This is a genomic window from Arthrobacter sp. E44, assembly GCF_041877125.1.
Lineage (GTDB): Bacteria > Actinomycetota > Actinomycetes > Actinomycetales > Micrococcaceae > Arthrobacter.
Genome location: NZ_JBHDJA010000009.1, coordinates 35,113 through 58,383, shown reverse-complemented (window position 1 = coordinate 58,383; position 23,271 = coordinate 35,113). Strand labels below are relative to the sequence as shown.

Genomic DNA, 23,271 nt, shown 5'->3' with positions numbered 1-23,271 from the left:
TCTAGGCCCGCTGCCTTTTCGCCATGACCTCGTGCGCCGCTTCCACCAGCTGGCGTGCCGACTCGTCCCAGCTGAACTCGCTTGCCCGCGCAATGGATCGCCGGGACAGATCCTGCCAGTGCGCATCATCCTGCAGTCGTGATACCGCGTCCGCGAACTGCCCCGGGGACTCGGGGTCCACATAGAGTGCGGCGTCCGCACCCACTTCCCGGAAGATCGGAATGTCGCTGGCGATCACCGGGGTGCCCAAGGCCATGGCCTCGACCAGGGGAAGTCCATACCCCTCGGCCCTGGACAGGCTCACCAGTGCAGTGGCCCGGCGCAGCAGCGCGTCATACTCCGCATCCGTCACGCCGTTGTGGAACACCACGGAGGCGCCCGGCGGAATGATGCGTTCCAGTTCGGCGCGCCGCTGGGGCGTTATGCGGCTGAGCAGGTGCAGGGTGTAGCCGGGCAGCCCGGCCATACCCGCCACCATGGTCTCCACATTCTTGTACGGCATGAACGAGCCCATGTAGATGATGGTTTTGTCGGCTCCACCAGACGGGTTGCGGGGTTCCTGGGCAGGCTGCGGGGCGTTGGCGATGATGCGCACGGGCCGGCCCGTTAGCCGGTACTTGGCCATCAGGGCCTCTGTAGTGCGGCTGATGGTGGCTACGATGTCCGCGCGGTTGAGGAGCAGGCGCTGCGGCCAGAAAGCCTTGTGGTACAGCCGCCAGAGCACGCGCACGGGTGCGGGCAGGAAACCCGGGGGAGCGGGGTGCTCGTAGTAAATGAGGTCGTGCAGGGTGAGGATGAGGCCGTACTTGCGGCCCCAGGTGCCCATGGTCTGCATGGGGCACACCACCACGTCCGCTCCAATGCCGTTGACCGTCCGGGCGACGAACAGCTCGCGGGGGGAGAGCGGGCTGCTGATGAGCGTGTACGGAACGTCCGGCAGGAGGGCCAGCTGCCGGACATCGGAGACCAGCATGGACACGTCGGCGATCTTCGCCGTGGCAGCAATCAGGCTTGCTCCGTAGCGGCTGATGCCGTCGTGGTGGTCGGTGCGGGTGAAACGTGCATCGATGACAATCTTCACGCGGGGTGGTCCTCCAGGAAGCTGCGGATGTAGCGGGCGGCCGGTTCCGGCGTTTCGTAATGGATCAGGTGTCCGACGCCGGGGATCACCTTCAGTTGCCCGTCCGGCAGCAGAGCCAGGAGGCGGTGCTGGTTGGGAAGGGTGGCAATTTCGTCCTTTTCGCCGGCGATCAGCAACACAGGAAGGTCCAAGCGGTCCGCCACCTCCGCCACATGGTTGCTGACGGAGGCCGTGAAGGACTCCAGCAGGCTGTCCCGGTCGGCGAAGGAACTGAAATAGGCGTGGTGCTGTCCGTGGATGTAGGCGCGCAGCTCCCTGTCGCGCGTCTTGGCCATGGTTTCGCTCATCACCCGCACAATCAGCGGATTGCGCAAAAGCGCCAGCCCGGGCTTCCGGGGAAGCCGGGCCGCCAGCCGGTAGTAGAGCACGGCCAGCCGGGTCATCACGCCCTTGGGTCCCTCCAGCGCCGGGGCGGCGATGGGGTTGATGAGGATCAATGGGTTTACGCTGTCCGGGTTGTTGGCCACGAAGTGTGACGCCACGATGGAGCCGAAGGAATGTCCCAACAGCACGGTGTCCGGCCCCAAGCCCTGGGATGCCATGAAATCGGTGATGAACTGTCCGTAACGCTCCACCGAGTGCGGGTCGCTGGCGAAAGCGTCGGAACCGCCAAAGCCTGGCAGGTCCGGCATGATGACACGCATGTCCGGGAGCTGGTCCGCCACGCGCAGGAGCCCGTGGTGGTCGCCGCGGAACCCGTGGACCACCAGGATGGTCCGGGTATACCGCGTCTCTTGGAGGGGTTCGTAGGTCCAGAAGGCCACCGTTCCGCCGTCGAGGGTCACGGTTGAGGCGGACGTGCGGGCGGCAAGGCCGGGGCTCAGGTACGCCGGCGCAGGGGCGGTCTCCGGGTTCACAGTATTCATGCCCGGCCTAGTTGACGTTGTCCGGGTGGGACCCGGTCCGCTGCCCGCGGTCCAGCTCCTTGATGGCCGCCAGGTCACGCTCTGAAAGCTCGAAACCGAAGACGTCGAGGTTCTCCCGGATCCGCGCTTCGGAGCTGGCCTTGGGGATGGCGATGTTTCCCAGCTGCATGTGCCAGCGGAGGACCACCTGCGCCGGCGTCCTGCGGTGCTCCGCGGCGCAGGCCTGGATGACGGGGTCGGCAAGGACCTGTCCTCGGCCCAGCGGACTCCATGCCTCCGTGTGGATTCCGAGTTCCGCGTGCTTGCTGCGCAGTTCTTCCTGCTGCAGCCAGGGGTGGAGTTCGATCTGGTTGACGGCGGGGACCACTTCGGCGCTTTGCAGCAGGCGGTCGAGGTGCGCCGGCTGGAAGTTGCTCACGCCAATGGCACGGACCCTGCCTTCACGGTAAAGCGTCTCGAGCGCGCGGTAGGTTTCGGGGAACAAGCCGCGGCGGGGGCAGGGCCAGTGGATCAGGTACATGTCCACGTAGTCCAGGCCCAGGTTGACCATGGAGTCGTCGAATGCCCGCAGCGTGGCGTCGTAGCCGTGGTGGTCATTCCACACCTTTGTGGTAACGAACACGTCTTCGCGGCCCAGGGGCGGGAAGAGCTCCCCGGAACCACCGCTGCCGGCCCCGGCGCCCAGCTGGGAACTGATGCCCCTCGCCACGCCGGTTTCGTTGCCGTACATGGCGGCCGTATCGAAGTGCCGATACCCAACGGCGAGCGCGGTGGCCACCAGGCCTTCCGCGTCTGCTGCCGGCACTTTGTAGAGCCCGAAGCCGAGCTGGTCTATCAGCACGCCATTGTTCAGGCTGAGCCGGGGTGAGGTTCTCATGGCACCGACTCTACCCACTTCAGCTGGTCAGCCCCTCGTAATCGACCAGGCGGCGTGCAGTTGCTTCATCAAGGATCAGATCGGTGGCGAGCCGCGCCGCCAGGGCTCCGCGCAGGCCGTTGATCTTGGACACCCCCGACACCACGCAGATCCTGCGGCGGACCTGCCGCAGCTGGGCCAGCGCAGGGCCGGTGGACCGTTCGTTCAGGACGATCCCGTCGGAGGAACCGTCGGCCCGGAAGAAAACGGTGGCCACGTCACCCACGACGTCGGAGTTGGCGAGCGCGTTCAGGTCGTCCTCGTCCAGGTACCCGCCTGCGTAAACATGGCTGGGGTAGTCGGCGTGCACGGAACCGACACCGAAAATGGCGATGCTCATCTTGGCCTGCAGCTCCAGGACGCGCTGTACGCTGCGTTCATTCCACATGGCCGTCTTGGTGGCGGCGTGGTCAAAAAAAGCCGGGACGGGAAACTGCTCCACCCGGGCCCCGTAAGCGCTGCCGAACCTGCGCATGATGTCGCTTGCATAGGTAATGCCGGTGGTGTGCATGTTGCCGGCACCGTTGAGCTGGACGATGACGCTGTCATGCGTGATCTTCCTGGTGAGGTGCCTGCTCACCGCACTGAGGGTTGACCCCCAGGCCACCCCGATGATGGCGTTGGAGTCCACCAGGGGCCCGATGGTCCGGGCCGCCTGCATGGCTACCCGGTCCAGGGTCTCCGCCTCGTTGAGCGTCCCGAGGATCGGAACCACATGGACATCCAGGTTGTACCGGCGTCGGATCATCCCCTCCAGCTCCGGGCCGGTGTCCAGGGGGTTGCGGATTTGGATCTGCACCAGGCCGGACTCCCTGGCTGAGGACAGGAGGCGGGAAACAGTGGACCGGGAGGTGCGCAGTTCACGTGCTATCGCATCCATCGTCAGGTCCTGCAGATAATACATTTGTGCAGCTCGGAGGGCATCTTGGTCGCGGGAAAGTGCCATCTCAGTTCCGTTCTGCACGTTTGTGCATAGTCCTTGACTCCATTTTCCATTTCTCCGAACAATAGAGCAGAACGGCGGCGCCACCAAGCGGTGTCCGCATCACACAAAGCCCCAAGGGAGTAGTTTTGGGACCCAAGGATTCATCTGCTCAACCCTCTGTCAGCGCGCCCCTTCCAGGGGCCGAACGCCCCTCGGTCCACAGCCTGCGGCGCCGCCCCCACGCGAAGGTGCTGGTAGTGGGAGGTGGCATCAACGGCGTTGGCACGTTCCGTGACCTGGCCCTGCAGGGCGTGGACGTCGCACTGGTGGAGCGCGGTGACTACTGCCAGGGTGCAAGCGGCGCATCCTCGCACATGATCCACGGCGGCATCCGCTACCTCGAAAACGGTGAATTCCGCCTGGTCCGTGAGTCCGTGGTGGAACGCAACCGCCTGCTGAAGATTGCCCCGCACTACGTCAAGCCTTTGCAGACAACAATCCCGATTTTCAGCACCTTCTCCGGGATCCTGTCCGCACCGCTGCGCTTCCTGACGCACAAGCAGCAGGGCAAGCCCAAGGAGCGCGGCGCGTTCCTCATCAAGGCCGGCCTCAGCCTCTACGATTCGTTCTCCCGTGACGGCGGGACGGTGCCGCGACACCAGTTCCGCACCCACAAGGCGGCCCTCCAGGAGCTCCCGGATCTCCGCCCCGACGTCAAATACACGGCGACCTACTTCGACGCCTCCGTCCACAACCCGGAGCGGCTGACGCTCGACGTCCTGCAGGACGGCGAAAAGGCGGGCCGCGCGGGCAATGCCCAGGCCGCCGGAGCGCAGGGGAACACTGCCCGGGCCAGCAACTACCTCTCACTGCAGTCGATGTCGTCCGCACCCAACCCGGGGACTGGCCGTGGCAGCACGGTCCGGCTTCGCGACGAACTCACCGGGGAAGAATTCGACTTCACGGCTGACATCATCGTCAACACCACCGGGGCATGGGTGGACCTCACCAACGAGTCCATGGGCGCTGCATCGTCCTTCATGGGCGGCACCAAGGGCTCGCACATCGTGCTTGACCACCCCGGCCTCCTCGCGGCCTGCCGCGGACGCGAAATCTTCTTCGAGCACACCGACGGCCGGATCGTCCTCATCTACCCCATGGGCGACCGCGTACTGGTGGGCACCACCGACGTGGATGCGGACATGACGGAGGACGCCATCTGCACGGATGAGGAGATCCAGTACTTCTTCGACCTCATCGGCCACGTCTTCCCCTCGATCGCGGTGACGCCCGACGACATCGTCTACACCTTCTCCGGTGTGCGCCCCCTGCCGAGCCACGACGCCACGCAGCCCGGCTTCGTCTCCCGCGACTACCGTATTGAACGCCGCGCCTCCGGCGACAACGGAAGCGGTGCCATCGTCCTGAGCCTGGTGGGCGGCAAGTGGACCACCTTCCGTGCCCTTGCCGAGCACCTGACCAACGAGGTCCTCTCCGAACTCGGCGTACAGCGGAAAGTGTCGACGGCGCAGCTCCCCATCGGCGGCGGCGCCGGCTTCCCGGCCGATGAGGCCGGCGAACAGAAATGGATCAAGGCACACATGGGCGCCGGCCGTGACGCAGACCGCACAGCCGGACTGCTGACCCGCTACGGGACACGCGCCGAAGCAGTGATCTCGTACCTCGATGCGGAACCCGACCAGCCACTGCGCTCCACCCGCGAACTCACTGTCCGTGAACTGGGGTTCATGGCGGCAAATGAGCAGGTGGGGCACCTGGTGGATGTGTTCATCCGGCGCACCTCCCTTGCCTTCCGCGGACTGGTCACCGGCGAACTTCTCAATGAAGTGGCAGAGGTGTTGTCCGTCCCGCTCAAGTGGGACGCCGCAACCCGCGCTGCTGAGATCAAGCACGCCCAGGACGTGCTGCAGCGTTTCCACCGCGTGGAAACGCACAGCCTGGTCTCCTAAGGCCGGGCAGCCGGCCGGGACGCGCCAGCGTCCCGGCCAACGGTTCTTCACCCACGGAGAACCGACAACTAAACAAAGAAGGAGTCAAAGATGTCTCTAGGAATAGTCTTCCTCTCCGAAGTCTTTGGCACGGCAATGCTGACCCTGTTGGGTTGCGGCGTCGTTGCCAACGTGGCTTTGCGGGGGACAAAAGGCAATGGCGGCGGTTTCCTGATGGTCACGTGGGGATGGGGTATCGCCGTGTTCTGCGGCGTATTCGTTGCCGCCAAGTCGGGCGCGCACCTGAACCCGGCTGTCACTCTTGGCCTGCTGCTCAACGGCAAAGCCGAGTATGCCCCCGGCGTCGCCGTGGATTTCGCATCTACCCTCACCTACTTCGGGGGCGAGATGGTGGGCGCTTTCCTTGGCGCAGTCGTCTGCTGGCTGGCGTACAAGCAGCACTTCGATGACGAACCGGAACCCGCCGGCAAGCTTGGAACCTTTTCCACCGGCCCTGCCATCCGATCCACCTCATGGAACCTCATCACCGAGATCATCGGCACTTTCGTCCTGGTTTTCGTGATCCTCACTTTGGGCGGCACCCCCTCCGGCCTGGGCCCGCTCGCCGTCGCCCTGCTGGTGGTCGGCATCGGTGTTTCCCTTGGCGGCCCCACCGGCTACGCCATTAACCCCGCCCGTGACCTCGGCCCCCGCATCGCCCACGCTGTGCTTCCCATCAAGGGCAAGGGTTCCAGTGACTGGGCCTACTCCTGGATCCCCGTCGTCGGACCGCTGGTCGGCGGCGCGCTCGGCGGCCTGGTGGCCCGCATTGTTCCCATCATCGTCACGGCTGCTGCCTGACCCACACCCATTCCAACCAACAAAGACAAGGACGTCATCATGAACCAGTACGTAATCGCTATTGACCAGGGCACCACCAGCACGCGCGCGATCATTTTCGACCACAGCGGCGCCATTGTCTCCAGTGGACAGATGGAACACGAGCAGATCTTCCCGCAGGCCGGCTGGGTGGAACACGACGCAACGGAAATCTGGAACAACACCCGTGAGGTCATTGGCTCGGCCCTCTCCAAGGCGAACCTGACGCGGCACGATATCGCCGCCGTCGGCATCACCAACCAGCGTGAAACGGCCGTGGTGTGGGACAAGACCACGGGCAAGCCCGTGTACAACGCCATTGTCTGGCAGGACACCCGCACCCAGGACATCGTGGACCAGCTGGCCAAAGACGGCGGGGCAGACCGCTTCAAACAAAAAGTGGGCCTGCCGCTGGCCACCTACTTCTCCGGCACCAAGATCAAATGGATCCTGGACAACGTTGACGGCGCCCGGGAAAAGGCCGAGACCGGGGACCTGGTCTTCGGCAACACCGACGCCTGGGTCCTGTGGAACCTGACCGGTGGCGTTGACGGCGGCGTCCACGTCACCGACGTCACCAACGCTTCCCGCACCCTGTTCATGGACCTCGAAACCCTGCAGTGGGACGACGAAATCCTCGGCATCTTCGGCGTACCGCGCAGCATGATGCCGGAAATCAAGTCCTCCTCGGAGGTTTACGGCACCGTCCACAGCTCCCAGCTGCTCCGCGAGACGCCGGTGGCCGGCATCCTTGGCGACCAGCAGGCCGCAACGTTCGGCCAGGCCGCCTTCGACGCCGGTGAAGCCAAGAACACCTACGGCACAGGCTGCTTCCTGATCTTCAACACCGGCGAGGAAATCGTCCACTCCAAGAACGGCCTCCTCACCACCGTCGGGTACAAGCTCGGCGACGCCAAGCCGCATTACGCCCTCGAAGGGTCGATCGCGGTCACCGGCTCCCTGGTGCAGTGGCTTCGGGACAACCTGGGCATGATCAGCAGCGCACCGGAAGTGGAGACGCTGGCAGCGGCGGTCAAGGACAACGGCGGTGTCTACATCGTCCCGGCCTTCTCCGGCCTGTTCGCCCCGTACTGGCGCTCCGATGCCCGCGGCGCAATCGTCGGCCTGACCCGGTTCGTGAACAAGAACCACATTGCCCGGGCCGCGCTGGAAGCCACCGCGTTCCAGACCCGCGAGGTCCTGGATGCGGTCAACGCGGACTCAGGCGTGCCGCTGAGCGAGTTGAAGGTCGACGGCGGCATGGTGGCCAATGATGCCTTGATGCAGTTCCAGGCGGACATCCTTGGCGTCCCGGTCATCCGCCCCAAGGTCATCGAGACCACCGCGCTGGGTGCTGCCTACGCGGCAGGCCTGGCCGTCGGGTTCTGGAAGGACCTGGGCGAATGCTCCGCCAACTGGTCCGAGGACAAGCGCTGGGAACCGCAGATGGACCAGGCCGAACAGGACCGCCAGATGCGGCTCTGGAAGAAGGCGGTCACCAAGTCCATGGATTGGGTCGACGAGGACGTGAAGTAGCCCGCAGCTGGCCCTGAGAGGGGCCGGAGACTCCCGCCCGCCCGCTTCGCGGTGCCCACCACACCATGGCGGGGAGTCTCCGGCCCCTCTCTTCCGGCTGCTGCCACCTCAGCCGCTCGTTGCGACTTACGCTGAGGGGGTGTGCAGGTGCGCTAAAGTAGATTCATGCGTGCGATCCTTCTGCTTAGTTAGCCGCCGGCTCCGATTATCGGACAGCTGAGCGGCAGCCCCTCCCTTCGTGAGGGGCTTTTGTGTGTCCGGGGCTTTGCGCCGGACCGGCAGCAGGGGGATCAGGCCGTTATGGCAGCACAAATGCCGTAACAGAACAGAAGAGGGCAGCAGTGGGCGTTCAGCCGGAGACAGAGACCGGAACAGCAACAACAGTATCGGCGGAGCCTGAAGAGGGCACCTACAGTTTCACCGCCATTGAGGCCAAATGGCCCCAGGTGTGGGAGGACCTCAAGGTCTTCACCCCTGTGGACGACGGGTCCCGGGAGCGCCGCTACGTGCTTGACATGTTCCCGTACCCCTCAGGTGACCTGCACATGGGCCACGCGGAAGCGTTCGCCATGGGCGACGTGGTGGCCCGCTACCTGCGCCAGCAGGGCTACGACGTGCTGCACCCAATCGGCTGGGACTCCTTCGGCCTGCCCGCGGAAAACGCCGCCATCAAGCGCAACGCCCACCCCAGTGAGTGGACCTACGCCAACATCGACACCCAGGCAGCGTCCTTCAAGCGGTACGCCATCTCCGCCGACTGGTCGCGCCGCCTCCACACCTCCGACCCCGAGTACTACCGCTGGACCCAGTGGCTGTTCAAGCGGTTTTACGAGCGCGGACTGGCCTACCGGAAGAACTCCCCGGTGAACTGGTGCCCCAAGGACCAAACCGTCCTGGCCAACGAGCAGGTTGTCAACGGGGCCTGTGAGCGCTGCGGCACCACGGTCACCAAGAAGTCCCTGAACCAGTGGTACTTCAAGATCACTGACTACGCGGACCGCCTGCTGGACGACATGGAAGAGCTGCGCGGCCACTGGCCCGAGCGCGTCCTGGCCATGCAGAAGAACTGGATCGGCCGGTCCGAGGGTGCCCACGTCAACTTCGTGATCGAGGCCGACGGCGGCAAGCCCGCCAAGGAGGTCACGGTCTTCACCACCCGCCCGGACACCCTCTACGGGGCAACGTTCTTCGTGGTGGCAGCCGACGCGCCGCTCGCCGTCGAACTCGTTACCGACGAGCACGCCGCCGCCCTGGACGAATACCGCGAACGGGTCAAGGCACTCTCCGAAATCGAACGCCAGTCCACCGAGCGCGAAAAGACCGGCGTCTTCACCGGCCGCTACGCCGTCAATCCCCTGAACGGCGAGAAGCTGCCCGTCTGGGCCGCCGACTACGTCCTGGCGGACTATGGCACGGGCGCCATCATGGCCGTGCCGGCCCACGACCAGCGCGACCTCGACTTCGCCCGCGCCTTCGGCCTGCCCGTCCGGGCCGTCCTGGACACGGGCGAGGAGGACCCTGCTGTTTCCGGCACGGCCACCGCGGGGGAGGGCACCCTGATCAACTCCGGCGAGCTCAACGGCCTGCCCAAGGCCGAGGCCATTCCTGCCGCCATCGCCATGCTGGAGCGGCAGGGCACGGGTGAGAAGTTCGTGAACTTCCGGCTCCGCGACTGGCTGCTGAGCCGCCAGCGCTTCTGGGGCACTCCCATCCCCATCATCCACTGCCCGTCCTGCGGCGAAGTTCCGGTTCCTGATGAGCAACTGCCGGTCACCCTGCCCTCGGACCTCCGCGGCGAGGACCTGGCTCCCAAGGGCACCTCGCCGCTGGCCGCCGCTGAGTCCTGGGTCAACGTCGAGTGCCCCACCTGCCACGGCCCCGCCAAACGGGACACCGACACCATGGACACGTTCGTGGACTCGTCCTGGTACTTCCTGCGGTTCGTATCGCCGCACTACACGGAGGGCCCCTTCGATCCGCAGAAGATCAACGACTGGATGCCTGTCGGCCAGTACGTGGGCGGCGTGGAGCACGCCATCCTCCACCTGCTGTACGCGCGGTTCTTTACGAAGGTCATTCATGACCTGGGCATGATCGATGCGGACGAACCCTTCAGCGCACTCCTCAACCAGGGCCAGGTGCTCAACGGCGGCAAGGCCATGAGCAAGTCGCTGGGCAACGGTGTTGATCTCGGCGAACAGCTGGACAAGTACGGTGTGGACGCTGTCCGCCTGACCATGGTGTTCGCTTCCCCGCCCGAGGACGACGTGGACTGGGCCGACGTTTCGCCGTCGGGCTCCGCCAAGTTCCTGGCGCGGGCGTGGCGCCTGGCCCAGGACGTCACCAGCGGGCCCGGTGCCGATTTCGCCGCGGGCGACCGCGCACTGCGTTCGGTCACGCACCGCACCATCGCGGATGCAGCCGAGCTCCTGGACGCCAACAAGTTCAACGTTGTGGTGGCCAAGCTGATGGAACTGGTCAATGCCACCCGCAAGGCGATTGACTCCGGGGCAGGAGCATCCGACCCGGCAGTCCGCGAGGCGGCCGAGGCAGTGGCCGTGATCCTCAGCCTGTTCGCGCCGTACACGGCCGAAGACATGTGGAACCTGCTGGGCCACCCCGCCTCCGTTGCCAATGCGGGCTGGCCGGCGCACGATCCCGCGCTCCTGGTCCAGGAGACGGTCACTGCCGTTGTCCAGGTCCAGGGCAAGGTCCGTGACCGGCTGGAGGTTTCCCCGGATGTTTCCGAGGACCAGCTGCGCGAGCTGGCCCTGGCGTCGGAGAACGTGCAGCGTGCCCTTGACGGCCGGGGCATCAGGACAGTGATCGTCCGTGCCCCTAAGCTGGTGAACATCGTCCCGGCATAGCCGCATCCGCAGCATGGGCCGGCCGTCGGGGGTTGTCCTCCGGCGGCCGGTCCTGGCTGAGCCGGTCACCGTCTCCAGGAGGCCCTTTGCCTGACAGTAACGCCGCCGCCTGGCCGTGGGTGCGCGCACGGCTCTCCGGCCTCCGTCCCGCGGCCCGGCAGGGCACGGGACGCGGCGGAGGCGCTGTGGTCCGCACCGCCGTCGTGACCGACTCCGCTGCCGCCCTCCCTGCGGACTATCCACGCGGGCTACCGTGCGACGGGATCCTGACGGTGACGCCCATGCCCGTCATGGTGGGTGCGGAAATTTACGGCGAAGGTGAAGACGACATCCTGGAGACCATCGCCCTGGCATTGGCCGCGGGGACTCCGGTCAAAACGTCCAGGCCATCACCGGGACAATTCGAGCAGGCCTACCGCGCCGCTCAGCTTCATGGGTTCGATGCGGTCGTGTCCGTCCACATCTCCGGCGAGCTTTCGGGTACGGCAGATTCCGCACGCCTGGCTGCAGCCAGGGTAGGAATCCCCGTCGACGTAGTTGATACGCGGACCGTCGGCATGGCGCAGGGGATGGCGGTTCAAGCCGCGGTGAACTCGGCGGCCGCTGGTGCGGACCGGGCGGCGGTGGCCGCTGCGGCGGCCACCCAGGCGGACCGCACCAAGGTCTTTTTCTATGTACCCAGCCTGGAACAATTGCGGCGCGGCGGGCGGATCGGAGCCGCTGCGTCGCTGCTGGGCACCATGCTTGCCATCAAACCCATCCTGGCACTCGACGGCGGCAGGATCGTGCCGCTCGAAAAGGTGCGGTCCGCTTCCAGGGCCGTGGCGCGCCTTGAGGAAATTGTTGTGGCCGCAGCCGCACCCCATCCGGGTCAGTCCGTGCGCCTTGCCGTCCATCACTTCGGCAACCCGGAGGAGGCTAAGAGCCTGGCGGCGAGACTGGAAGCCGCTCTTCCGGATTGTCCCCCCGCGCAGATCAGCTCCCTGCCGGCGGTCCTGGCGGCCCACGCCGGGCTGGGTGTCCTGGCGGTCATTGTGGGCAGGGTGGAAATCGAGTAGCGGCCCGCAACTGACGGGCAGGCGCAGCGCCTGAAATGAGGCAGCAGTTCCGGCAGGGAATTCTTTCGTTGGGCTGTACGTTGCAGGACCGGTAACACCCATCAAGCGAAAAGAGATGTACCTTCGTGGCAACCGATTACGATGAACTCCGCACCGACGTCAAGGAATCCCAGGAAAACTCGCTGGAGGCACTGAAGTCCGCCAAAGCGCCGGACGCGCAATCCGTGGTCCAGGAGCTCGACGAGGCTGACACCCTGGACGGGCTCACCCCCGGCGGGGAGTTCATCGCCGAAGAGCTCGTCGTCCAGGTGATTCCCCAGGCTGACGACGAGTTCACCTGCTGGTCCTGCTTCCTGGTCCGCCACCGCTCCCAGAAGGCGCGGGAAAAGGACGGCCATGCCTACTGCACTGAATGTGAGGGCTGAGCGGCTCCGGTCGGAGGCCCCGCAACTTACTGGTTTTCTGTCTTCACCAAGCTTTTGTCTGCGCTTGGTCCTGGAGTAGGGCCCTCTGGCCCAGGTCCTGCGCCTCCTGTTTCCGTAGCATTGGCGGCAGCGACGTATCGGAAGGGACAGTTCGATGACCATGCAGCAGCCCCCGGACGCTTCGCGGAACGCAGTCCCGGGGCTGGATTTCCCCTACTACGGCGCTCCGCCCGTCGAGGCAGTCAAGCGTGTATTCCAGAAGTACGCCGTCTTTACCGGACGAGCCAGTCGCAGTGAGTATTGGTGGTGGTTCCTCGCCTCCGGACTGGCGTCCGCCGTGTTGAACTCGATCAGCCCGACAGTCGTCAATGGGCAAGTGACGGGGTCCAGTGCGCTCGGGGGTATCTGGTTCCTCGCCACTGTGGTCCCTTCGCTCGCTGTGGCGGTCCGGCGCCTCCACGATGCCAACCTCAGCGGCTGGTTGTTGCTCCTCGCCCTCATACCGGTGCTCGGATGGATTATCCTCATCGTGCTGCTCGCGCAGCGTGAGAACCCGCTGGGGCAACGGTTCGACAGGTACTCCCGAGCCGGGTATTGGCAGGCTCCAGCAGGACCCCGATACAACTCCCCGCCTGCGCCTCCGGGTTCTGACGGACTTACCCCCTCATAAGCTGCCCCCGCTGCACGCTGCCGTCGGCATGTTTCCACATAGGGCCACCGGTTCCTCGCCGTTTAACCGACTGGGTTCCTAAGGTGGAGCTATGTCACGCCGGGATGCTGGAACAGCAGGTCAGCAGGCGCGGCACGCACACGCCAGGCTTCAAGCGACCATCGGTAAGGCACCTCCCGGACTTCTGGAGCATGGCCCGGGTCAGACGGGTTTTGAGTTCCGGGGCTCCGGCGAGGGGGATGGAGCTGAAAGTGAATCCCGCCGGTCACCTTCCCTACGAGGGCGGGTCGGCCTGCGCGTCGCCGTGCTGCTGGCCGCGCTGGCCGCGGCGGCCGGGGCGTGGTTCTGGTGCCAGGCAGGATCGGCAGCTCCGGAGGTTTTGCCGCTGAGCGGGATGGATTCCGGGGGACTCTCAGAAGAATCCAAGGGTGACGCCGCTGCGGGTTCGGCCCCTGACCCTGCTTCAAGCCAGGGGGAGCCCAGCAGTGCGGTACTGGTGGTAGTCCATGTCGCCGGAGCTGTTGCCAAACCTGGGGTCATCCGGCTGCAGCAGGGCAGCCGCGTAGATGACGCGATTGCTGCAGCGGGTGGCGCTTTGGCTGACGGCGATGCCAACCGGCTCAACCTTGCGCTTATGGTGGAGGACGGCCAGAAGATCTACGTCCCACAGCATGGGGAACCCCTGCCCGCCGAGTCGGATGCTGCAGCTTCGGAAGGCACAGGACCGGATGGATCCGGGGCCAGCTCCTCCGGGACAAGCGGTACCGTGCAGCAGGGGACCCAGGGCGCGAAGGTCAACCTGAACACCGCCGGCGCCGCTGAACTGGACACGCTGCCAAAGGTCGGCCCGGTGCTGGCACAGCGAATCGTGGACTGGCGGAAGGAACATGGTCCTTTCAAGAGCGTCGAAGAGCTGGACGCTGTGGACGGTGTTGGCCCCAAGATGCTTGAGGCCTTGCTTCCCTTGGTCACGGTCCAGGGGTAACCGTGGCCACCAGTCCGGGCAGGAGAAATACGAACCGGCGGCGGGAGGGGACCGTCCGGAATCCCAGGAGTGGGAAAGGAATGCTGCGTCCTGAGGCGGAAAGTCAGGGAACGCGACCGTCAGTAACCCGGCGTCCAGGAGCAAAGAGCCCGTGGAGCCGGTTCATTGAGTCGGCCGTGCAGGACATGGACGCAGTGCCGGCCGCCCGGGAGACAACGCCGACATCCGGCCTGGACCGGGTGCGCGCACGGATTGTGGACGCCCGCAAGGCCCAGGAAGAAGCCGACTCAAGTCCTGGCCAACTACAGAAGCGTACTGACCTCCGGCTTGCCCTGCCGGCAGCGTCGGTGTGGGCTGCCTCGGTGGCGGGGCTTTGGCTGCCGCCCACGGAGTTGGCGGCCCTCTGCTGCGCCCTGGTGGCGCTCGGCGGCGCGTTCCTGGCCATTGCAGCCAGGGGCGGACGGAAACGCAGAGCGCATGGTGGCACCGGGCCTGCTGCAGTTCCCACCTTCCGCAGGGCGCGGGGACGCAGCTATCGGGCGGCAGCGGGCGTCTCTTTGATATTGGCTGCTGCTGCCGCAGCACATTCTGCAACAGCGTCCAGCCAACGGTCCGATGGGCCGCTCGCGGAAGCGGTTGCGGCCGGGAAATCGGCCGTTGCCGTGGTCGAGGTGGCAGGAAATCCGCGCGCCATCGGCGGCCGGGGAGGAACGGGGGAACGGTGGTCGGTGCCGGTGTTGACCCGTGAAGTGACGACGGGCGGTGTTCTGGTCCGGATACGGGCCCGGTTGGTCGTCATGGGCGGACAAGGCTGGGGGAATGTCGTTCCCGGGCAGACACTGCGGGCAACCGGCAAGCTGCGGCCCGCAGAGCCCGGTGGCCAAGAAGTGGGGAACCTCAATGCCTCGACAGGCCCTGGTAACGCTTCAGGCAGCTCGCTGTCGGATAACGGTTCCTTGTTGGAGGCGGGAGCGAGGGACCTGCGCGGGCGTTTTGTTGCCGCCTCCGCGTTCCTGCCACCCGACGCCCGCGGACTGCTTCCGGGAATGGTCACCGGCGACACCAGTGCATTGGACGAGGGCTTGGGCAACGCGATGAAGGCCGTGGGCATGACCCACCTGACAGCTGTCAGCGGCGCAAACTGCAGCCTTGTCCTGGGCGCGCTGCTGGTGATGTGCCGTCGTATCCGGCTGCCCCGCGCTCCTGCTGCTGGAGCCGCCCTCGCCGGCCTGGCCCTGTTCGTTGTCCTGGTGGGACCTGATGCGAGCGTCCTGCGCGCGGCGCTGATGGGTGCCATTGGTGTCGCGTCCCTGGCGGGCGGCCGCTCGGGACGGGGCCTGAGCTTCCTGTGCCTCGCTGTTATCGGGCTCCTGCTGTCGGACCCGGAGCTGGGCTCGAGTTTCGGATTCCTGCTGTCCGTCCTGGCCACGCTGGGCATCATCCTCCTGGGACGGCGAATCGTCGGGTGGATTCCCGCGGCAGTGCCGCGGTGGGTGGCCGCGGCAGTTGCGGTTCCGTTGTCGGCGCAGTTGCTGTGTGGGCCAGTGATCGTCTTCCTGCAGCCGCAGTTTGCAACCTATTCCTTGCTGGCCAACGTGGCCGCCTCACCTCTTGTGGCTCCCGTGACACTGCTGGGTACCGCTGCTGTACCCTTGGTGGTTCTGCTGCCGTGGCTGGCCACGGGGCTGATAGCAGTGGCAGGGATGTTCAGCGCCGGAGTAGGCGGCATCGCCCGGTGCGCGGCTCAATTGCCGGGGTCAGCCCTTCCCTGGCCGGAGGGGATACCCGGACTGTTGTCCATGGTGTTGTTGTCGGTGGTGACACTCGCCACCGTTTGGGCGGCGGCCCGGCCCCTGCAGGTCGTCCGCAAAGTTCAGGAAGCGCACGCCGCCACTGTGGTGCTGATCGGGCTGGTGGAACTGCGGCTGCAACAGTTCTGCCGCGCCTGCGGCTTGGACCGGGGGCACAGACATGGCAGGCTGGGATACTGCAATAACACCTCCGGAAGGGACCTTCGATGGCCGCTGCGCAAAAGCGAGCAACCCGCTCCCCGGCATCGAACGCGGCCTCCTGGCGGGATGTAACTCCGGACAGGATCGTCCTGGTGAGCGGGCCGGAGGAGTATCTGGGCATCAGGGCCATGGACAGGATACGTTCGCAGGTACGGGCAGCTGCACCGGACGTTGAATTGAGCCGCATGAACGCTGCCGGCTATGAGACCGGCGCCCTCACCATGCAGGTGAGTCCCTCGCTTTTCGGTGAAAACAAGCTCATCGAAGTGGAAGCAGTGGAGGGCATGAACGACGCCTTCCTCGCGGATGCCCTCGCTTACCTCCAACACCCGGAGGAGGACGCTGTCGTCGTGCTCCGGCATGCCGGGGGAGCGCGCGGCAAGAAGCTCCTCGACGCCATCAGGAAGGGCGGCTGGCCGGTGGTGGATTGCCAGCCGCTAAAGAAGGATGCGGACAAGGTCCAGTTTGTGGTCGCGGAGTTCAAGGCAGCCGGCCGGCGGATCAACCAGGATGCAGTACAGGCGTTGGTGAACGCCGTGGGTGCAGACTTGTCGGAACTTGCCGCCGCCTGCGCACAACTGATCGCGGATGCGGGAAGCACCGTCACCACGGAAACCGTGGACAAGTACTACGGTGGCCGGGTCGAAGCCACCGCTTTCAAGGTGGCCGATGCAGCAATGGCGGGAAACGCGCCGGTGGCACTGTCCACCCTCCGCCATGCCCTTGCTACCGGCGCAGACCCGGTGCCACTGGTGGCAGCCCTGGCATCCAAGCTGAGGACGGTGGCCCGGGTGGCAGGTGCTTCTGGATCACCAGCGCAGATTGCCGCGGACCTGGGAATGCAGCCCTGGCTGGTCGAGCAGGCGCAGCGGGATGTCCGGCGCTGGACGCCCGAGGGCTTGGTGCGCGCCATCCAGGCCACGGCGGAGGCTGACGCGCAGGTCAAGGGCCTCTCCCGGGACCCGGTCTACGCGGTGGAGCATGCCGTGACCGTGATTGCCATGTCCGTCCAGGGCAGGTAGCGCCGGCACGGCATCAGCTCCTGCCGCCTTATGGCCTCACGCAGCAGACGAATAAGGCGTTTCAGGTAACCGTCGACGGCGGGCTGCCGCGGCTCCCGAAGAAGACGCGTTAAAGGCGTGTGGCCGGCACCCGAGGGTACCGGCCACACCATCAGTTCGTGGGAACTGGAAACCTTAGAGTGCGTTGACCTTCTTGGAGATCGCCGACTTGCGGTTCGCTGCGTTGTTCTTGTGCAGAACACCCTTGCTGACAGCCTTGTCCAGCTTACGGCTGGCAGAAACGAGCGCAGTAGTAGCAGCTTCCTTGTCAGCGGACTCAACAGCGGTGTTGACGGCGCGGATGGCCGTCTTCAGCTCGGACTTGACTGCGTTGTTGCGCAGGCGGGCCTTTTCGTTGGTCAGGATGCGCTTCTTCTGGGACTTGATATTCGCCACGTGTGAACTCTCTTTGTAATGCGGAAATGGTCTAGAGGGCTTTCAAGCTGGCCTTGACTGAGCGGCGTGGGGATACCTATGGCGGCCAGCTATCAGTGACCGTCGACCTGCACGGACACACAGCAATAAAGAATAGCAGGTCAGCGGCGCCACTGGCCATTTGCGCCGGTCAGCTCCATCCGTGTCGCCTGCGGAGCCCGGCCGCCACTTTTTCGAAGCGCGCCCTGTCCAGTACCGCGCCTTCACGCCGGATGCCGTCGGGTCGGATCTGGAGGATGCGGTCCAGCCGCACCTCGCTCGCCCGGCCCTGCCTGTCCCAGCCGCCGGCCCCAAGGTCCACGTACTCGGCCGATGTGGAACCCGCGGGCACCCTGTCCCTGCTGGTGAGCATCAGTCCCAGGAGGTAGGGGCCGTGATGCCCCACCAAGAGGACCGGGCGGTCCTTCCCCTTGCCGTGGTCCTCTTCATAGGGGACCCAAGCCCACACCACTTCACCCGGATCCGGGTCGCCGTCCGGCTGCGGGGCGTAGCGGATGTCCGCGCGGCCGCGGAAGTCACCGGGGTAGGCGGCCGACGCTGCGGTGGCGCTGTCGGGCGCCGGACCCCCGCCGCCGGCGCTCTTGGGCGGCAGCCCGCCTGGGACCGGTGGAACGGACGATCGGTTCTGCAGCAGGCGCAGTCCGCGGCGGACGGCGTTTCCCAGGGAGCGGAGATCAATGGCCATCCCGACAGCTTATCGGCGGGGTTGAGCTCCAGAAGCGCACCGGTAGAAGGCGGTCAGGATGCGGTGGCGGGGTCCCGGACGTGGGACACTGGAGGTTCAAGATGTGCGGCTGGTCCGCGGGCGCCTTTCGCGTGCCGCCGGATGGCTGCAGAAAAGCCAACAGTAAGGACCCTGCGTGTCTCCCATGGCCCGCACCGCACCGGTGCCCGCCGCGACAGATCCGGCAATCATTCGGAACTTTTGCATCATCGCGCATATTGACCACGGCAAGTCCACCCTGGCTGACCGGATGCTGCAGTCCACCGGGGTGGTCCAGGCGCGCGACATGAAGGCCCAGTACCTGGACCGCATGGACATTGAGCGTGAACGCGGCATCACCATCAAGTCCCAGGCTGTCCGCATGCCGTGGGAGGTGGATGGTGTCAGTTACGCACTGAACATGATCGACACCCCGGGCCACGTGGACTTCACCTACGAGGTGTCCAGGTCCCTGGCCGCCTGCGAGGGCGCAATCCTGCTGGTGGACGCGGCCCAGGGCATTGAGGCCCAGACGCTGGCCAACCTGTACCTGGCCATGGAGAACAACCTCACCATCATTCCGGTGCTTAACAAGATTGACCTTCCCGCGGCGCAGCCCGAAAAGTACGCAGCTGAGCTGGCCAACCTGATCGGCGGCGACCCGGAGGATGTCCTGCGCGTGTCCGGCAAGACCGGTGTGGGCGTGGAAGCCCTCCTGGACAAGATTGTCAGGGACCTTCCGGCGCCGGAGGGTGACCCCGATGGTCCGGCCCGTGCCATGATCTTCGACTCTGTCTACGACACCTACCGCGGCGTGGTGACCTACGTTCGCGTGGTGGACGGCATGCTCCACCCGCGGGAACGCATCCAGATGATGTCCACCAGGGCCTCGCACGAGCTCCTGGAAATCGGCGTCAGCTCACCCGAACCCACACCTTCCAAGGGCCTGGGCGTCGGTGAAGTGGGCTACCTGATCACCGGCGTGAAGGACGTCCGGCAGTCCAAGGTGGGCGATACTGTCACCAACCTGGCCAAGCCGGCAGCCCAGTCGCTGCCCGGCTACGCCGATGCCAAGCCCATGGTGTTCTCCGGCCTGTACCCGCTGGACGGCGCCGACTACCCGGTACTCCGTGACGCCCTCGAAAAGCTCATGCTCAACGACGCGGCGCTGGTGTACGAACCGGAGACCTCGGCTGCGCTGGGCTTCGGTTTCCGGGTGGGCTTCCTGGGTCTCCTGCACCTCGAGATCACCCGCGAACGCCTGGAGCGCGAATACAACCTCGACCTCATCTCCACTGCGCCTAACGTGGAATACGAGGTGACCCTGGAGGACAAGAAGGTGGTCCGCGTGACCAACCCCAGCGAGTACCCCACCGGCAAGATCGCGGAAGTACGCGAACCCATGGTCTCCGCCACCATCCTGGCCCCCAACGAATTCGTCGGCGCCATCATGGAACTGTGTCAGTCACGCCGCGGCGTCATGGGCGGCATGGACTACCTCTCCGAGGACCGGGTGGAAATCCGCTACCGCCTGCCGCTGGCGGAAATCGTCTTCGACTTCTTTGACATCCTGAAGTCGAAGACCCGCGGCTACGGCTCCCTGGACTGGAAAGCCGACGGCGAGCAGGTTGCCGACCTGGTCAAGGTGGACATCATGCTCCAGGGTGAGCAGGTGGACGCCTTCAGTGCCATTACCCACCGGGACAAGGCATACGCCTACGGCGTGATGATGACCGGCAAGCTCCGCGAACTCATCCCCCGGCAGCAGTTCGAGGTGCCCATCCAGGCGGCCATCGGTTCCAGGATCATCGCCCGTGAAAGCATCCGGGCCATCCGCAAGGACGTACTGGCGAAATGCTACGGCGGTGACATCTCACGTAAGCGCAAGCTGCTGGAAAAGCAAAAAGAAGGCAAGAAGCGCATGAAGATGGTGGGCACGGTGGAAGTGCCGCAGGAGGCCTTCATCGCCGCCCTCACCACGGACGAATCGAAGGACAAGGCAAAGAAGAAGTGACCACTGCGCAGTGGGGGACGCCCTGATGCCCAGCGTCCTTCCCCTCGGCGACCCGGCGCCGTCGGACGGTCTGCTGCCTGCACAGGCAGCGGACGGTGCGGCGGGCCGGGCTTTCGGCCTTTACGTCCACATTCCCTTTTGCGCCGTGCGCTGCGGATACTGCGACTTCAACACCTACACCGCCACGGAGCTCGGCGGCGGCGCATCCCAGGATGCATATGCCCAAACTGCGGTGTCAGAAGTGGCATTGGCGGCCAAGGTGCTGGCGGGCTCGGGCATGCCGGAGCGGAAGCTCAGCACGGTCTTTTTCGGCGGCGGCACGCCCACGCTGCTTCCCGCTGAAGACCTTGCGGCGATCCTGCGCGCTGCCATCGACCAGTGGGGCATCGAGGACGGCGCCGAGGTCACCACGGAAGCCAACCCGGACTCCGTCACCCCTGAATCCCTGGCCGTCCTCAAGGAAGCCGGCTTCACCCGCGTGTCCTTTGGCATGCAGTCCGCCGTTCCGCACGTCCTCAAGGTCCTTGACCGCACCCACACGCCGAGCCGGGTTCCGCAGGTGGTGCAGTGGGCAAGGGAAGCCGGCCTGGCTGTCAGCCTGGACCTGATTTACGGCACGCCGGGGGAGTCGCTGGCCGACTGGCGGCACTCACTGGAGACCGCCCTGTCGTACCAGCCGGACCACATCAGCGCCTACGCGCTGATCGTCGAGGAGGGTACCAAGCTGGCAGCCCAGATGCGGCGCGGTGAAGTCCCGGGAATCGACGACGACGACCACGCCGACAAGTACGAGCTCGCCGACCAGTTGATCACCGAAGCAGGGCTTGGCTGGTATGAGGTCAGCAATTGGGCGCGCACTCCGGGGCAGGCGTGCCGGCACAACCTCGCATACTGGCAGGGCGACGACTGGTGGGGGATCGGGCCGGGCGCCCACTCCCACATGGGCGGGGTCCGCTGGTGGAACGTCAAGCACCCGTCCGCCTATGCCAACCGGCTGTCGCAGGGGCTGTCGCCGGCTGCCGGCAGGGAGACCCTGGATCCGGAAACCAGGCACCTGGAAAAGGTGATGCTCGAGGCGCGCCTGCAGTCAGGACTTGAGGTGTCAACGCTCAGCGCTGCCGGGCGGCACGAGGTGGCCGGGCTGATCGCGGGCGGCCTGGTGGAGCCTGCTGCTGCTTTCCGCGGACGCCTGGTGCTGACCCTCAAGGGCAGGCTGCTGGCAGACGCAGTGGTCCGCCGCATCCTCCCTGACTAATCTCAGGGAGCCGCTGGGTGCGCCCCGCAGCTTGCGAGGGCAGGGAGCCGCTGGGTGGGCCCACGCCCGTAGGGTTCCCTGGCCGAGCTTGCGAGGCTAGGGAACGGGCGGGGACTATTTGATCCAGCGCAGGTTGTACTGGTAGCGGTGCGGCTGGCCACGGTTGACGTGGATACCTGCGGCTACGGAGAAGCAGGTGAGGGCCACCCAGATCAGTGTGGCGATGACCGCGAAGATGTTTCCCACATAGGGGATGAAGACCAGGATGTTGGCCAGCACCGCGGCGATGGTGGGCGGCAGGCTGAAGTTCAGCGCTTCCTTGGATTCCTGCGCGGTGAAGGGCCCGCGGTCGCGGAAGATCAGGTAGATCAGCAGCGAGGGGATGCACCCCAGGATCCCGCCGAAGTGCGCCAGCGTGGCCCACTGGCGGTCCTCGCTGGCCGTAAGCGGCAGGGCGTTGGCGGGTACGCCATGGTACTCGGAGCGGCCCTGGCCGTCCCTGTGATCACGTGCGTTTTCTGCCACAGTCTGTGTCCTTCTGAGGTGCAAGTTAGTGCTGACTACTACCAAGAATACTGGCTTTAGGGCCGGCGCCCGCCGCCTAGGGCACGGTAAGGAAATCGATGACTTCCTCAACCCGGCCCAGCAGGGACGCTTCGAGGTCCGCGTACGTGCGTACGGCGCCCAGTAATTTCTGCCATCCGAGGCCGATGTCTTCCTTCGTGCTGTGGGGCCAGCCGAACGCTTTGAGGATCCCGGTCTTCCAGTCCTGCCCGCGGGGGATGGCGGGCCATTTTTCGATGCCCAGGACTGAAGGCCGGATTGCCTGCCAGACGTCCACGTACGGGTGGCCGACGATCAGGACGTTGCCGGCCGCGCCGGGGGACGCCATGACGGCGTCGGCGATCCGGGATTCCTTGGAATCGGGAACCAGGTGGTCCACCAGTACGCCGAGGCGGCGGCCAGGGCCGGGCTTGAAGTCCGCCACGGCTGCGGCCAGGTCGTCGATGCCGTGGAGGGGCTCGACGACGATGCCCTCCACGCGCAGGTCGTCTCCCCAGACCTTTTCCACCAGTTCGGCGTCGTGCTTGCCTTCCACCCAGATCCGGCTTGCCTTTGCGACCTGGGCGCGTTGGCCTGGGACGCGCACTGAACCGGAGGCGGTCCGGCCGGCGGGAGGACCGGCGGCGGCCTTGGGCGCGGGCGGCATCAATCGGATGGGCTGGCCCTCGAGGAGGAAACCGAATCCGAGCTTGAAGGACCGGGACTTTCCGCGGCGGTCCTCCAATGCCACGAGGTGCATTCCGCCGGACTTCTCCACGCGGGTGACAGCGCCCACCCAGCCGGACTGTACTTCCTCAAGAACCATGCCCCGCTCCACAGGGACCTCGGGCAGCTCCACCCGCTTGGGAGCGGAAATGCCCCGGGGGCCCCAGTTCTGGTAATCCATGGAATCAATCCGCCTAGCGCTAGCTCCTCAACCCGGGAATTTCGCCCGGAGCGGTACCAATGCTAACAACGGGCCGAGGCATAATAGACTGTTAGCACTTAGGCATGTCGAGTGCTAACCCTTG

General features: G+C 65.7%; 20 protein-coding genes. 12 read left to right on the top strand and 8 right to left on the bottom strand.

Annotated elements, in window-relative coordinates; genetic code table 11:
* Position 1 precedes the first annotated feature (1 nt).
* From ACETK3_RS09905 to ACETK3_RS09890, 4 genes are read right to left on the bottom strand one after another with little or no spacing between them, the layout of a single operon-like run.
* Positions 2–1,081: a glycosyltransferase family 1 protein gene (locus ACETK3_RS09905; protein WP_236798448.1), complete on the bottom strand. Its 1,080-nt coding sequence runs from the start codon at positions 1,079–1,081 to the stop codon at positions 2–4.
* Positions 1,078–2,007 carry an alpha/beta fold hydrolase gene (locus ACETK3_RS09900; RefSeq protein ID WP_237428217.1) on the bottom strand — a complete coding sequence of 310 codons (930 nt, stop codon included), beginning with the start codon at positions 2,005–2,007 and terminating at the stop codon, positions 1,078–1,080. Before ACETK3_RS09900 ends, ACETK3_RS09905 begins: the two co-directional genes overlap by 4 nt.
* 7 nt (positions 2,008–2,014) lie before the next feature.
* Positions 2,015–2,884, bottom strand: a complete 870-nt coding sequence (locus ACETK3_RS09895; protein ID WP_236819570.1) for an aldo/keto reductase — start codon at positions 2,882–2,884, stop codon at positions 2,015–2,017.
* 19 nt (positions 2,885–2,903) lie between these two features.
* Positions 2,904–3,869, bottom strand: a complete 966-nt coding sequence (locus ACETK3_RS09890) for a sugar-binding transcriptional regulator (protein ID WP_236802862.1) — start codon at positions 3,867–3,869, stop codon at positions 2,904–2,906.
* 125 nt (positions 3,870–3,994) lie between these two features.
* On the opposite strand from ACETK3_RS09890, the gene ACETK3_RS09885 reads away from it, so the two are divergent.
* From ACETK3_RS09885 to holA, 10 genes are all read left to right on the top strand, one after another.
* Positions 3,995–5,818 (top strand): glycerol-3-phosphate dehydrogenase/oxidase, encoded by a 1,824-nt coding sequence (locus tag ACETK3_RS09885; protein ID WP_373992809.1) that lies wholly within the window; start codon positions 3,995–3,997, stop codon positions 5,816–5,818.
* Positions 5,819–5,908: 90 nt separating this feature from the next.
* Positions 5,909–6,658 (top strand): MIP/aquaporin family protein, encoded by a 750-nt coding sequence (locus ACETK3_RS09880; protein ID WP_236798444.1) that lies wholly within the window; start codon positions 5,909–5,911, stop codon positions 6,656–6,658.
* Positions 6,659–6,697: 39 nt separating this feature from the next.
* Positions 6,698–8,212, top strand: a complete 1,515-nt coding sequence (glpK, locus tag ACETK3_RS09875; protein ID WP_373992808.1) for a glycerol kinase GlpK — start codon at positions 6,698–6,700, stop codon at positions 8,210–8,212.
* A 341-nt stretch (positions 8,213–8,553) separates the two neighbouring features.
* Positions 8,554–11,079 (top strand): leucine--tRNA ligase, encoded by a 2,526-nt coding sequence (leuS, locus tag ACETK3_RS09870; RefSeq protein ID WP_237428215.1) that lies wholly within the window; start codon positions 8,554–8,556, stop codon positions 11,077–11,079.
* A gap of 86 nt (positions 11,080–11,165) precedes the next feature.
* Positions 11,166–12,137 carry a DegV family protein gene (locus tag ACETK3_RS09865; RefSeq protein ID WP_237428214.1) on the top strand — a complete coding sequence of 324 codons (972 nt, stop codon included), beginning with the start codon at positions 11,166–11,168 and terminating at the stop codon, positions 12,135–12,137.
* Positions 12,138–12,262: 125 nt separating this feature from the next.
* Positions 12,263–12,562 (top strand): DUF4193 domain-containing protein, encoded by a 300-nt coding sequence (locus ACETK3_RS09860; protein ID WP_236798440.1) that lies wholly within the window; start codon positions 12,263–12,265, stop codon positions 12,560–12,562.
* A gap of 154 nt (positions 12,563–12,716) precedes the next feature.
* Complete coding sequence (locus ACETK3_RS09855) at positions 12,717–13,232, top strand: DUF805 domain-containing protein (protein ID WP_237428213.1); 516 nt, start codon at positions 12,717–12,719, stop codon at positions 13,230–13,232.
* A gap of 91 nt (positions 13,233–13,323) precedes the next feature.
* Positions 13,324–14,217, top strand: a complete 894-nt coding sequence (locus ACETK3_RS09850; protein ID WP_373992807.1) for a ComEA family DNA-binding protein — start codon at positions 13,324–13,326, stop codon at positions 14,215–14,217.
* A gap of 185 nt (positions 14,218–14,402) precedes the next feature.
* Complete coding sequence (locus ACETK3_RS09845) at positions 14,403–16,301, top strand: ComEC/Rec2 family competence protein (RefSeq protein WP_373992846.1); 1,899 nt, start codon at positions 14,403–14,405, stop codon at positions 16,299–16,301.
* Positions 16,235–17,251 carry a DNA polymerase III subunit delta gene (holA, locus tag ACETK3_RS09840; protein WP_373992806.1) on the top strand — a complete coding sequence of 339 codons (1,017 nt, stop codon included), beginning with the start codon at positions 16,235–16,237 and terminating at the stop codon, positions 17,249–17,251. Before ACETK3_RS09845 ends, holA begins: the two co-directional genes overlap by 67 nt.
* A 174-nt stretch (positions 17,252–17,425) precedes the next feature.
* On the opposite strand, the gene rpsT is transcribed toward holA, so the two are convergent.
* A complete protein-coding gene (rpsT, locus tag ACETK3_RS09835) occupies positions 17,426–17,686 on the bottom strand; it encodes a 30S ribosomal protein S20 (protein WP_018761400.1) in 261 nt (86 codons plus the stop codon).
* Between the two features lie 169 nt (positions 17,687–17,855).
* Positions 17,856–18,410, bottom strand: a complete 555-nt coding sequence (locus tag ACETK3_RS09830) for a type II toxin-antitoxin system PemK/MazF family toxin (protein ID WP_373992805.1) — start codon at positions 18,408–18,410, stop codon at positions 17,856–17,858.
* 175 nt (positions 18,411–18,585) lie between these two features.
* On the opposite strand from ACETK3_RS09830, the gene lepA reads away from it, so the two are divergent.
* Together lepA and hemW are read left to right on the top strand one after the other, a co-directional pair.
* Positions 18,586–20,442 carry a translation elongation factor 4 gene (gene lepA, locus ACETK3_RS09825; RefSeq protein WP_236798435.1) on the top strand — a complete coding sequence of 619 codons (1,857 nt, stop codon included), beginning with the start codon at positions 18,586–18,588 and terminating at the stop codon, positions 20,440–20,442.
* A 25-nt stretch (positions 20,443–20,467) separates the two neighbouring features.
* Positions 20,468–21,697, top strand: a complete 1,230-nt coding sequence (gene hemW / locus ACETK3_RS09820) for a radical SAM family heme chaperone HemW (RefSeq protein ID WP_373992804.1) — start codon at positions 20,468–20,470, stop codon at positions 21,695–21,697.
* A gap of 114 nt (positions 21,698–21,811) precedes the next feature.
* Here hemW and ACETK3_RS09815 read toward each other — a convergent pair whose 3' ends face one another.
* Both ACETK3_RS09815 and ACETK3_RS09810 read right to left on the bottom strand, forming a co-directional pair.
* A complete protein-coding gene (locus ACETK3_RS09815) occupies positions 21,812–22,222 on the bottom strand; it encodes a DUF4870 domain-containing protein (protein WP_056336732.1) in 411 nt (136 codons plus the stop codon).
* Between the two features lie 76 nt (positions 22,223–22,298).
* A complete protein-coding gene (locus tag ACETK3_RS09810; protein ID WP_373992803.1) occupies positions 22,299–23,147 on the bottom strand; it encodes a DUF3097 domain-containing protein in 849 nt (282 codons plus the stop codon).
* Positions 23,148–23,271 lie beyond the last annotated feature (124 nt).